Source organism: Thalassospira sp. A40-3, from assembly GCF_015871485.1.
Taxonomy (GTDB): domain Bacteria; phylum Pseudomonadota; class Alphaproteobacteria; order Rhodospirillales; family Thalassospiraceae; genus Thalassospira; species Thalassospira tepidiphila.
In genome coordinates, this window is record NZ_CP065428.1 from 1,430,809 (window position 1) to 1,443,472 (window position 12,664).

7 protein-coding genes are annotated in these 12,664 nt (G+C 54.8%); 5 read left to right on the top strand and 2 right to left on the bottom strand.

Annotated elements, in window-relative coordinates:
• Positions 1-38 precede the first annotated feature (38 nt).
• Positions 39-3,041 (bottom strand): ribonuclease E/G, encoded by a 3,003-nt coding sequence (locus IT893_RS06405; RefSeq protein ID WP_197147230.1) that lies wholly within the window; start codon positions 3,039-3,041, stop codon positions 39-41.
• Positions 3,042-3,690: 649 nt separating this feature from the next.
• On the opposite strand from IT893_RS06405, the gene IT893_RS06410 reads away from it, so the two are divergent.
• The 5 genes from IT893_RS06410 to IT893_RS06430 all read left to right on the top strand — a co-directional run bounded on the left by IT893_RS06410 (position 3,691) and on the right by IT893_RS06430 (position 10,198).
• Positions 3,691-4,974: an N-acetylmuramoyl-L-alanine amidase gene (locus tag IT893_RS06410; RefSeq protein WP_143588773.1), complete on the top strand. Its 1,284-nt coding sequence runs from the start codon at positions 3,691-3,693 to the stop codon at positions 4,972-4,974.
• Positions 4,975-5,231: 257 nt separating this feature from the next.
• Positions 5,232-7,655 (top strand): penicillin-binding protein 1A, encoded by a 2,424-nt coding sequence (locus IT893_RS06415; RefSeq protein WP_197147231.1) that lies wholly within the window; start codon positions 5,232-5,234, stop codon positions 7,653-7,655.
• A gap of 181 nt (positions 7,656-7,836) precedes the next feature.
• Positions 7,837-8,965, top strand: a protein-coding gene (gene prfB / locus IT893_RS06420) for a peptide chain release factor 2 (RefSeq protein WP_120226253.1) whose coding sequence is annotated in 2 segments (ribosomal slippage) — positions 7,837-7,905 and positions 7,907-8,965 — 1,128 coding nt in all. Because the reading frame shifts where the segments join, the coding sequence is not laid out codon by codon here.
• A gap of 254 nt (positions 8,966-9,219) precedes the next feature.
• Entirely contained in the window at positions 9,220-9,474 is a 255-nt protein-coding gene (locus tag IT893_RS06425) for a hypothetical protein (protein ID WP_008890625.1), read from the top strand.
• A gap of 118 nt (positions 9,475-9,592) precedes the next feature.
• Positions 9,593-10,198, top strand: coding sequence for a nucleoside deaminase (locus tag IT893_RS06430; RefSeq protein ID WP_197147232.1), 606 nt, complete (start codon positions 9,593-9,595; stop codon positions 10,196-10,198).
• A gap of 81 nt (positions 10,199-10,279) precedes the next feature.
• On the opposite strand, the gene IT893_RS06435 is transcribed toward IT893_RS06430, so the two are convergent.
• Positions 10,280-12,418 carry a methyl-accepting chemotaxis protein gene (locus IT893_RS06435; protein ID WP_197147233.1) on the bottom strand — a complete coding sequence of 713 codons (2,139 nt, stop codon included), beginning with the start codon at positions 12,416-12,418 and terminating at the stop codon, positions 10,280-10,282.
• Positions 12,419-12,664: the final 246 nt, after the last annotated feature.

Genomic DNA, 12,664 nt, shown 5'->3' on the forward strand with positions numbered 1-12,664 from the left:
CGATGGGCAGCCCTTTTTGTTTGTTCAGATGCCCGATCTTAACGACCGAGGCTCCACCAGCCGCGTTTCTTTGGCTTCGGTTTTTCGTCTTTTGCCGGCGCAGGCGCCGGTTCAGCTTTCTCAGCCTTGGCAGGCTCAGCGGCTTTCGGCTCGGCCGGTTTCTCTACAGGCTTCTCGGCAGGTTTTTCTGCCGTATTTTCGACAGGGGCTTCTGCCTTTGGCGTTTCTTTCTTCGGTGCCGGTGCGCTGACTTCTGCCGGGGCAGATGCCGGTGCGCTTGCGGCCTCCGGTTTTGCTTCCGCCTGGGTTTCAGGTTTTGCTTCCGGGGCCGGGCCCGACTGGATCGGGATGTTTTTCACATCACCCCGATCTTCATCACCGTCAGTGCGATCAGAACGGCTGTTGCGATCACGGCGATTGCGGCGATTGTCATTGCGATCACGGCGCGGACGGGCCGGGGCCGGGGCAGTGGTGCTGCGGGTACGACCGGCGCGAACGCCTTCCTGATCAAAGCTGTCGGCATCCTGACCTTCGCTGTCGGCGTCGATCACGGTGTTTTCATCCGTGCCGTCCGGTGCTTCGTGATCACGATTGCGGCGTGCAGCCGTCAGGGCCGGATCATCAGCCGGTGAACGGGTGCGGTTGCCATCAAAGTCCTGACGACGCGAACGACGGCGACCACCACGCTTGCCACGACGGCGGCGCTTGCGATTGCTTTCGTCATCATCGTCGTCATTATTGTTGCCATCTGCATTATCAGATGCGCCATCGCTGTCGTCTGATGCTTCCTGCGGCTGATCATTGTTGCGATCATCGCGGTCATCATTACGGCCACGGCGACGACGACGGCGACGACGGCGCTTGCCGCCCTGATCGTCGTCTTCGTTGCGTTCGATTTCGTCTTCTTCTTCTTCGAGATCAACCGGGTTTTCGATCGCAGTCAGCGATACACTGTCGGTATTGAGAACCGCAGAAACCTCTTCGACCTCGTCACCTTTTTTCGCGCGTGTACGCTCGATACGGTGATCAGGTGAAATCAGGCTGTCATCGCCAAAGATCATGACGCTGAAACCGTAACGGCTTTCGATCTCGCCAAGCGAGTCACGTTTGCGGTTCAGGATATAAAGCGCAACTTCACTGGCAACATGGACGGTCAGCGCGCCCGAACGGCGACGCATGCCTTCTTCCTCGATCACGCGCAGCAGGTGAAGGGCTGCACTTTCAATCGAACGGACAAGGCCGACACCACGGCAGTGGGTGCAAACTTCAAACGCGCTTTCGACCAGCGACGGGCGCAGGCGTTGACGCGACATTTCAAGCAGACCAAACGGGCTGATACGGCCGATCTGAAGACGTGCACGGTCGTTGCGCATTGCTTCCTTAAGCTTGCGTTCGACAGATGCCTGATTGCGGTGGTCTTCCATGTCGATAAAGTCGACAACGATCAGACCGGCAAGGTCACGCAGGCGCAGCTGGCGCGCGAGTTCTTCGGCCGCTTCAAGGTTGGTCTTGTAAGCGGTTTCTTCGATGTTGCGTTCGCGGGTCGAACGGCCGGAGTTAACGTCAACCGCGACCAGTGCCTCGGTCGGGTTGATAACCAGATAACCACCGGATTTAAGCTGTACGACCGGGTTGAGCATCGCATCAAGCTGGCTTTCCACCTGGAAACGGTGGAACAGCGGCACGCCCTGATCTTTGTAGGGCTGCACGCGTTTGGCATGCGACGGCATCAGCATCTTCATGAAGTCTTTGGCAACCCGGTAACCATCATCACCTTCAACCAGAACTTCATCAACATCACGTGCATAAAGGTCACGGATGGAACGCTTGATAAGGTCGGCTTCTTCGTAAATCAGGCACGGTGCCTGGCTCTGAAGGGTGGTTTCGCGGATACGATCCCACAGGCGCATCAAATAATCGAAGTCGCGTTTGATTTCGGCTTTGGTCCGTTCTGAACCAGCGGTACGAACGATCACCGCCATGCCGTCCGGAATCTCAAGCTCGGCCAGAATGGATTTCAGGCGCTTGCGATCCTTGGCATTGGTGATCTTGCGCGAAATGCCGCCACCACGCGGGGTGTTTGGCATCAGAACGCAATACCGACCGGCCAGCGACAGGAAGGTCGAAAGAGCCGCACCCTTGTTGCCGCGTTCTTCCTTGACGACCTGAACCAGAATGATCTGGCGGCGTTTGATCACTTCCTGAATTTTGTAGCGTTTCTGAAGCTGACGGCTGTGTGACTCAACGAACTCGTCACCGTCGTCATCACCACCCATATCCTCGATGTCTTCTTCAACATCGGCGGTCGCGTCAAGTGCGGTTACTTCGTTGGCGTCGTCATCGACATCAACTTCAAGCTCGGCGATTTCCGCAGACATGGCGGCATTGCCACCAGTCGGGGTATCGTCACCGTCCGAGCCGTTGTCATCGTTGCCGTCAGAGGATGCTTCTGCGTCGGTGCCAGATGCTTCGACATCATCGCTTTTCTTGCGACGATTGCGCGGGCGACGGCGACGCGGCTTGGCTTCTTCTTCCTCGCCTGAACCGGCATTGTCGGTTGCGGCATCTGACGGGGCAGCGGCCTCGGCCGATGCGGCCGCGTCGGTGTTTTCTGCCTCTGGCGCGTCGGATGCTTCGTCCTTGCTCTGGGCGCGCGGTTTGCGGCGCGAGCGGGAACGCGACGGTTTCTTGTCTTTTTTCGGGCTGTCTTCGGTATCGCCGATATTGTCTTCGACGATTTCGGCGTCCTTGACCTGTGTGTTGCTCTGCTGGGCAAGAGCTTCACGGTCGGCAACCGGAATTTGATAATAGTCGGAATGGATTTCGCTGAACGCAAGGAAACCATGACGGTTTCCGCCATAGTCAACAAAGGCCGCCTGAAGCGACGGTTCTACCCGCGTGACTTTCGCGAGATAGATATTACCCTTGATTTGCTTTTTTGTCGAAGTTTCGACGTCGTATTCTTCTAGGCGATTTCCGTGAATAACAACGACGCGGCTTTCTTCCGCGTGCGTTGCATCGATAAGCATACGTTTGACCATTCGGAACCTGTTCCTGGAGGCCCCGCCAGTTCAATGCTATGGGCGCAATTGCGCTGATATGCAAACAAACCGGCGTGTCCGGAGGCGCCAACCATAAAGGTCGCGATATGTCCTGTATGTATCTGGGTCATCGCGTGTCGGCTGCTCTTCCGGTTGGACCTGGTTTTGGTGTTGAAACAAAAAGAATTAGATTGCGTGTCTTCGAGCGCGCCAAGACAGCCTTTTTAAGGAGGGCTCTATCGGGAGCGGGAATTGCCGCGTCACCGAGACACCGACCGTAAGAACTGCACTCGTCGCGTCCTCAGCCTGGTGGCATTTTGGTTGCTTACCACAAAGCATAGGAATCTCGGGTGCAACATATCCCTTTTATGCGTATGCTACAAACAGTTTTGTTGCGTGATGTGACGACTTTCTGACAGTAACGTGTAAAAACACACAGAAATCCGCGCGATTTTCCTTTGGATGATTTGGTTCGGGCAAATATATGAAAACACACTGTTTTTACAGTTTTGTCCCATGCCATGCCTATCGCGGAAAGTTGAAAGGTCTGTCATGCAAGTTCTGTCGTTGGTCAATTGCCCGTTAACCAACGCATTGCTATAAGCGCTTAACAGATGCTCTTGCAGGGTAACAGGCGCTGAAACGACAGATGTATTCACAGCACGCGACTTCATTTTCCACGCCGAAAAACGCACCATCGCGATCATTGCTGGTTAAAATTGCCAGAACGATGATGGTGGTGTTTGCGCTGTTGTGTGCCTCCCAGATCATCGTATCAGGGGCGTCTGCCCAAACGGCCAAGGTGCTTGGCGCGCGGCTCGGGGTTTATCCCGATTACACGCGCTTTGTGATCGATCTCGATCAGGAAGTCGACTTTACCTATTTCCTGCTGCCCGATCCGTACCGCATCATCATTGATATGCCAGAAATTGACTGGAACGCCCCGCCGGGCAAGGTGACTTCGGGTGGTGGGCTTATTTCCGGTCTGCGGTATGGCCTGTTTAAACCGGGCACGTTCCGTGTGGTGCTTGATGTTGCCCAACCATCGCTGGTTTCAAAGATTTTCTCGTTGCCGCCCGGCGGCGGGAAGCCCAACCGTCTGGTGGTTGATCTTAAACCGACACAGCGCGATGCGTTTCTGACCGCGTCGCGCCAGAGTATGGAAGCCTATTCTGCGCGCAGCCGTAACGATACCAGTGCGACCGAACAAAGTGTCGATGTCGCGGTGCAATCGGGCCGGGGGGGCGAAGAAAAGCCGCTGATCGCGATTGATGCCGGACATGGCGGGGTGGACCCGGGCGCAATTGGTGTTGGCAATGTCTATGAAAAGGACCTGACGCTTGCGGCTGCACGCCAGTTGGCCGAAACCCTGACAGCATCGGGGCGCTATCGCGTTTTGTTGACGCGCGACAAGGACGTGTTCCTGAAACTGCGTCAACGCGTGGACATCGCACGCAAGGCCGGGGCAGATTTATTCATATCCCTGCATGCGGATTCAATTGGCAATCCCAAGCATCGAGGCGCATCGGTCTATACCCTGTCTGAAAACGCGTCGGACAAAGAGGCCGCGGCACTGGCATCCAAGGAAAACAAGGCCGACGTCATCGCCGGTATTGATCTTTCCGATGAAAACACGCTGGTGCAAAGCATTCTGATCGATCTTGCGCAACGTGAAACCATGAACCTGTCGGCGACCCTTGCGGCCAACATGGTCAGTCAGCTTGCCCAAAGCATCGAACTGCAACGTCGCACTCATCGCTTTGCCGGTTTTGCGGTTCTGAAGGCACCGGATATTCCTTCGGCCTTGTTTGAAATGGGATATCTTTCGAATGCGACCGACGCCAAGTTGTTGCAAAGTCCGGCTCATCGCAAAAAGATTGCCGATGCGGTCTTGCGGGCAATTGATATCTATTTCGAGAAACACAAATTCTAATACTCGGGCGTGATGCCGATGATTTCGCTGGGGCCTAAACGGTCAGCGAAATCATTGTGTGGTGTTTGCGCGAACAAATGCTGTCTGGCGTGGCGGCTGTCACAACCTTGTCATTATTTTGCCGCTATAATGCGGATACATCCGTTTTTTCGGCACAGACAGGCGAAATGTCTGCCGGGACATTGCATTTCCGGTAAGAGTGCATGAATATGCGCCCCTACCGGATCAGGCCAACAAAATGAAAAAGACCTGCTTACATGCGAATTTTACTTAGTATTTTCGGCTTTCTGTTCTTGATGGCGGTTGCGGGCGGCGCCGGTATGCTGGCGATCTTCTGGCACTTTGGCCAAGGACTGCCCGATTACACCCAGCTTGAAAATTACGAGCCCGAGGTCATGACACGTGTTCATGCATCCGACGGTGCGCTGATTGCCGAATATGCGCGTGAAAAGCGTGTTTTTGTGCCGATTTCGGCCATCCCGCCCAAGGTGGTTGATGCCTTTGTCGCGGCCGAGGACAAAAACTTCTTCTCCCACCCGGGGATCGATTTTGCCTCTGTCTTGCGTGCAGCTGTGACCAACGTGGTTAATATGGGCACGGGTAAACGCCCGGTCGGTGCATCTACCATTACCCAGCAGGTCGCCAAGAACTTCCTTTTGACCAACGAAGTTTCCTATGAGCGCAAGATCAAGGAAGCCATTCTGTCCTTCCGGATCGAGCGCGCCTTCTCCAAGGAACACATCCTCGAACTTTATCTGAACGAGATTTACCTTGGCAGTGGCAGCTATGGCGTCGCCGCCGCAGCCTTGCGTTACTTCGACAAGTCACTTGATGAACTTAATATCGAAGAAGCTGCCTATCTTGCAGCCCTGCCAAAGGCGCCTTCGAACTATCACCCGGTCCGTAACCACGACGAAGCCAAGGCGCGTCGTAACTGGGTAATCGGCCGGATGCTGGAAGAAAATTACATCACCGAGGCCGAAGCACAGGCGGCATGGTCGGCCCCGCTTCAGGGCAAAAGCCGTGAATCGGTTGATACCTATCAGGCTGATTTCTTTGCCGAGGAAGTCCGTCGCCAGCTTGTTGATCGTTACGGCGAGGGCATGCTGTATGACGGTGGCCTTTCGGTACGTTCGACCGTGGTCCCGCGTTTGCAGGATATCGCCGACAAGGCGCTGTTTGACGGCTTGGTCGAATATGATCGCCGTCACGGCTGGCGCGGCCCGATCACCAACATTGATCTGTCGGGCAACTGGCAGCAGGCCTTGCGCGAAGTTGAAACGCCCGCCGATATCCCGTGGGATCGTGCGGTTGTTCTTGATACCGACGCCAACGAGGCAAAACTGGGCCTGATGAATGGCGAGCAGGGCCGCATTCCGCTGCGCTTCCTGACATGGGCGCGCCCGTGGCAAAAGGGCCAGACATTGGGTGCGGTCGTTAACCGCCCGTCAGATGTCCTGAAACCCGGCGACGTCATTTACGTCAAACATTTCGCCGAACTTGATGGCGAAAAACTGCCGCCCAATACCTATGGCCTGCGTCAGATCCCGAACGTCAATGGTGGTTTGGTGGCGATGGATCCGCATACCGGCCGCGTACTGGCGATGTCGGGTGGTTTTTCGCATGATCTGTCGAAATTCAACCGCGCGACACAGGCCCGCCGTCAGCCGGGTTCGGCCTTCAAGCCGTTTATTTATCTGGCTGCCCTGGACCAGGGCTTTACCCCGTCCACACTGGTGCTTGATGCGCCGTTTGTGATTGATCAGGGGCCGGGGCTTGGAAAATGGAAACCGGGCAACTATAGCGGCCAGTTCTATGGTCCTTCGACCATGCGCCTTGGTATCGAAAAATCGCGAAACCTGATGACGGTGCGTCTGGCACAGACCATCGGCATGCCGACGGTTGTCGATTATGCCGAACGGTTTGGCATTGTTGATGAAATGCCAGATGTCCTGTCGATGTCGCTTGGCGCGGCTGAAACGACGGTGATGCGTTTGACCGCGGCCTATGCAGAACTGGTCAATGGTGGCAAGAAAATCACCCCGACCCTGATCGACCGTATTCAGGATCGTCGCGGCAATGTGATTTATCGTCGTGACGAACGCGAATGCACCCTGTGTCAGGACGTGGAATTCCGCAATCAGATGCCGCCTGATTTGCCTGATACCCGTGAACAACTGACCGATCCGGCCAGTGCGTTCCAGATGGTTCACATTATGGAAGGCGTCATTTCACGCGGTACCGGCCGGACAATCGCCGAGCTTGGTTATCCGCTGGCCGGTAAAACCGGCACGACCAATGATTCGCGTGATGCATGGTTTGTCGGCTTCTCGCCGGATTTGGCCGTGGGCGTTTATGTCGGCTTTGATGACAACCGATCCCTTGGTGACAAGGAGCAGGGCGCAAGTGCCGCAGCCCCGATCTGGAAGGAGTTCATGCGCGGTGCGCTTGAAGGCACCAAAGCCATTCCGTTCCGGACACCGCCGGGCATTCGCATGGTCCGTGTTGAATCGCGTACCGGCCTTCCGGCTGGCCCGGGTGCTCAGGATGTGATCTGGGAGGCCTTTAAACCCGGCACCATCCCGGCATCAAACGACAACGTGATTGATGGCGGTTATAGCGGATCCGGAAATTCGGATAACAGTGCAGGCGCTGTGTCCGGGCCGGGTGGCATTTACTAGGCCGTATTTCGCGGACCTTTGAGTTCGTCCGAAAAAGACATTAACCCGGCACAAATTCTGTGTCGGGTTTTTGCATGGTTGCAGGGGTTTCAAGCCGGACAAAAACTGTTATAAGCCACGCCGACATTGCTACATCTTTGATGTGGCAAAACAGATTTTCAGACGAATAACGGAGACATCAATGCGCGCCGAAGCACAGGCATTGGTCGATGAAATCAAGCAGTCGATGGCACTGCTGAGGAGGCATCTTTGACTGGGATAACGCTCTTAGACGCCTCGACGAACTGAACGCACTTGCCGAAGACCCGACCCTTTGGGACGATGCGGCAAACGCGCAGAAAGTCATGCGTGAACGTACCCAGCTTGATGACGCCATCAATGGTTATAAAAAGCTCGCCCAGGAGCTTGAAGACAGTGTTGGTCTGATCGAACTCGGCGAAGCCGAAGGAGACAACGAAACCGTTGAAGAGGCCGAAGAGGTTCTGCGCTCGATCCGCGACATCGCGGCAAAGCGTGAACTTGAAAGCCTGCTTTCTGGCGAAGCTGATGGAAATGACGCCTATCTTGAAATTCATGCCGGTGCTGGCGGGACCGAGGCCCAGGATTGGGCATCGATGCTGGCGCGCATGTATTATCGTTGGGCGGAGTCCAAAGGCTACAAGCTTGAGATGCTTGAAGAAAGTGATGGTGAGGAAGCCGGTATCAAATCGGTGACCTACAAGATCACCGGCCATAATGCCTATGGCTGGCTCAAGAACGAGGTAGGTGTGCATCGTCTGGTGCGTATTTCGCCCTATGACAGTTCGGCACGTCGCCATACCAGCTTCTCGTCGGTTTGGGTTTATCCGGTGATTGACGACGATATCGAAATTGAAATCCTTGATAAGGATCTTCGTGTCGATACCTATCGCGCATCGGGTGCCGGTGGTCAGCACGTTAACAGAACCGATTCTGCTGTGCGTATCACCCATATCCCGACCGGCATCGTTGCCCAGTGTCAGAACGACCGTTCGCAGCACAAAAACCGCGATACGGCGATGAAGATGCTGAAAGCCCGCCTGTATGAGGCAGAGCTGCAAAAACGCGAAGCCGAGGCACAGGCTGTCGAAGACAGCAAAACCGATATCGGTTGGGGCCATCAGATCAGATCGTACGTCCTGCAGCCTTATCAGATGATCAAGGACCTGCGCACGGGTACGGAAACGTCTGATACCCAGGGCGTTCTGAACGGCGATCTTGATGCCTTCATGGCCGCGGCCCTTGCTGCCAAGGTCACAGGGTCGGCCGGGGAAATCGAAGATATCGACTGATCGGCTATCCTGAACCACCTGCATTTGAAAACACCCCGTCCGGATCTGGCGGGGTGTTTTTTGTTTTGCGATGGTCAAACCGGCAGAAAATCGCAAATCGAGCGCAAATATCCCATTTCTGTCACAGAATTGCCGGATAGCTCTGCAACAGTGTGGTCAAGCGCGATCTGTCGCATACAACAAAACACCCGGGTAATACGGGACACGGGCAGGTCGTGCGGAGCAAACATCCATACTCTCACGGGAAGATCCAAATGGCCCATCAGTCCCATGGTCCGGTCGCGGTCGGCGACCAGTTCAAACTCGCTACACCCAACGGTCCGATTTTCGAAGTCATCAAAATCCGCGAAATGGCCCCGGTTGATCATGCGCTGATCACCAAGGTACGGGATCAGAAATCCCCGACGCTGATTGCGATCACCACCTTGCTTGATCGTGATTTCTATATTCCGGTTCCGCCGGAAAGGCGCCAGATGCCTGATAATGACGGCATATTGCGCGGTCTTTGATTGTAAAGCGTATCGATAGGCTGTTTAGCGCCTGTTGATATGAAAAACAGGTTGGCTTGGCGGCCCGGACGCGATGAAATAGCAGCATGTAAAATCACCGCCATCCGGGACCGCCAACATGACCGATACCAACGCTGATCAGAATATCCTCGCCCGCCTGTTTTCCGTGCTAGAGGACGACATTCTGCCCAAAACCCGTGCCGGCGTATCGGGCGGCAACAAGCTGTTTGGTGCGGCGATCCTGCGCAAGGATGACCTTTCGCTGGTCATTGCCGAAACCAACAATGAAACCGAAAATCCGCTCTGGCATGGCGAGGTCCATTGCCTGAAGCGGTTCTATGAAATGCCCTCTGATCAGCGCCCGGCAACGTCGGAGCTGATTTTTCTTTCGACGCATGAGCCGTGCTCCATGTGCCTGTCGGCTATCACCTGGGCCGGGTTTGATAATTTCTATTATTTCTTCTCGTATGAAGATTCGCGTGATGCCTTTGCCATTCCCCATGATCTGAAAATCATGAAGGAGGTCTTCACCCTTGAGGACGGCGAATACAACAAATCCAATGCCTTCTGGGATAGCCATTCCATGATGGGCATGGTTGCCGATCTGCCCGGCGATCAGAAGGCCGCCTATCTGACACGCGCCAAGGCAATTTCGGATGAATATGACCGATTGTCGGCCCAATATCAGGACAGCAAATCTGATAACGACATCCCGCTGAACTAAGCCCGACGCAAAGCTTTAAACGCACGAAAAACGCGCCCCACCTTCAAGCGGGGCGCGTTTTGGCGTTTCCGGGCAGTTTGATCAGGCGGCGCGAACCGTTGCGATGAAACTGTCGACTTCTTTGCCAAGGCGGGCGGCCGATTTTGAAAGCTCTTGCGCGCTGGCCAGGACCTGGGTCGCGGAATGGCTTCCTTCATTTGCGGCCTTGGTGACATCGCCAATCGCATTGGTCACTTCCTGTGTGCCGTTGGCCGCCAGTGCAATGTTATGGCTAATCTCGTTCGTGGCGGCGTCCTGCTGTTCAACTGCTGCCGAAATCACGGTCGAGCTTTGCTTGTTGTTTTCGATGACATCGCTGATTTCATCAACCGCGGTGACCATTGTGTTGGTAATGCCCTGTACCTTTTCGATCTGGGCGGTGATGTTTTCGGTCGCACGCGCCGTCTGGTTGGCCAGATTTTTGACTTCCTGTGCGACAACGACAAACCCCTTGCCGGCATCCCCTGCACGTGCTGCCTCAATGGTGGCGTTCAGAGCCAGCAGATTGGTTTGTTCCGCAATGTCCTGAATCAGTTCCACCACGCTGGAAATTTCGCGTACAGCACCTGCAAGCCCGTTTGCCGTTTCGCGGGTCGAGCTTGCCGTTTCTGTGGCCCGAGTGGTTATGTTGGTTGCGTTCTGGACCTGCGCGCTGATTTCGCGAATGGATGCGGCCATCTCTTCGCAGGCAGATGCCACCGTTTCGACATTGGTACTGGCAAGGCCAGACGCATTTGAAACAGATGTTGCCTGTGCATTGGTCTGTTCCATGATCGCGGTAAGGCCTTGGGCGGTTGCCTCAAGTTCGGTTGCCGCCGACGCCACAACTTTGACAATCGTGCCGACATTGTCCTGAAACGCATCGGCCAACTTGTTCATTTGTTCGCGCTTTTCTGCCGCGGCCTGCACCTTGGCTTGCTCGGCTTCGGCCTCAAGTTCCTTGGCGCGGATCATGTTCTTTTTAAAGACTTCGGTTGCCTTGGCGATGTCGCCAATCTCATCGGGACGATCTGTACCAAAGACTTTGGTATCAAGCTTGCCATCGGCAAGGGTGCCAAGGTTGCCGACTTTTTTTTTGATCGGTTGGGTCACTGAACGGGCAAAGAGGATACTCGCCCCGATGCCAAGCACTGCCACAAGGCCGACAATCACCGCCGCAATCATCAGGGCACGATAAACCGGGGAAAATGCCTCGGCAGTGTCAATCTCGCCCAGAACAATCCAGTCGACGCCATTGAACTGGATCGGCGTATAAACTGAAATGACCGGGACGCCGCGGTAATCAACAATTTCGTGAATGCCGCTATTGCCCGCCAATGCATCGCGGGTTGCATCCTCGTTCACACGGTTTTTAAGGATCGTGCTTTCTTCGGAAAACCGGGAGTCACTTCGCATCAACCCGTCTTCACCAACGATATAGGTTTCACCACTTTCGCCCATACCAACCGATGCATTCATGATGCTGTTGATGCGTGAAATCGGCATCTGGAAGGCAATCACACCAAGTAATTCGCCTGCTTCAGACCGGACTTGATGGGCGATGAAACTGGCCGGGGCATCGGCACTGGGTGCATAGGGGCTGAAATCGGTAAAGGCGATGTCCTTGGGGGAGTTCAGCGCCAATGTATCGCGAAATACCCGGCCCAGATCGGTCTCCGCCCATTCGCCTGTTTTGAGGTTGGTGGCAAAGTCCGCTTCCTTGAAGACAGAATAGACAAGCTCCCCATCGGCGCGGATCAGGAAGATGTCGTAATAGCCTTTGAGTTCAAGAAACTCGCGAAAATGCGGGTGATAGGTCCGGTGGGCCTGGCTCCAGTCCGATCCATCCCCGGCATCGGTCAGCAGATGCTTTTCGCCAAGCGGGTAGCTGTTCTCGGTGATGTAAAGATTTTGCAGGGTGGCCATCGGATTGCCATCCAGCTGTTCCCAGCTTCGGGAAAAAGCGTTTAGCGCATCGCGGGTAAAGCCACTGTCAGCCTCGATGATCAGGTCTTCTTCAATCGATGTCAGGTAGGACTGGATCGACTCTTTGCGCGCATCCGTAAGCGCCAGAAGCTTGTTCTGCACCTCGGTTTTCTGGGTCACCCAAAGTTCAAAGGATAAAATTCCGCCAGCGCTCAGCGCTGTCAGCAGGATCAGGCCTGCAATGATCGTCGGTAGCTTCACCGAAATACGTTTCATGACATTTCCTCTCGCATTGCCGTTGCCCTGTTCCAGAGTTCTGGTCGGCTTGCACCCATGGTTTAAAAGCAACAAAATGTGCCGCGGGTTTCTTTATTCGCTTTTTTGACGACGCGAAAACATCCCCATTTAGGGACAATACTTGCTTCTTGAGTATTTAATCATTAAACGCAAAAGTTGAAGTGTGATTAATTATATTCTCAAAAAAGTTTTAAAACGTCTGAGTCCGAATCTGGCGAGTTTTAT

Coding starts and splice junctions, on each gene's coding strand:
- IT893_RS06410 (WP_143588773.1), top strand. CDS start 3,691: ATGTATTCACAGCACGCGACTTCATTTTCCACGCCGAAAAACGCACCA.
- IT893_RS06405 (WP_197147230.1), bottom strand. CDS start 3,041: ATGGTCAAACGTATGCTTATCGATGCAACGCACGCGGAAGAAAGCCGC.
- IT893_RS06425 (WP_008890625.1), top strand. CDS start 9,220: ATGGCCCATCAGTCCCATGGTCCGGTCGCGGTCGGCGACCAGTTCAAA.
- IT893_RS06430 (WP_197147232.1), top strand. CDS start 9,593: ATGACCGATACCAACGCTGATCAGAATATCCTCGCCCGCCTGTTTTCC.
- IT893_RS06415 (WP_197147231.1), top strand. CDS start 5,232: ATGCGAATTTTACTTAGTATTTTCGGCTTTCTGTTCTTGATGGCGGTT.
- IT893_RS06435 (WP_197147233.1), bottom strand. CDS start 12,418: ATGAAACGTATTTCGGTGAAGCTACCGACGATCATTGCAGGCCTGATC.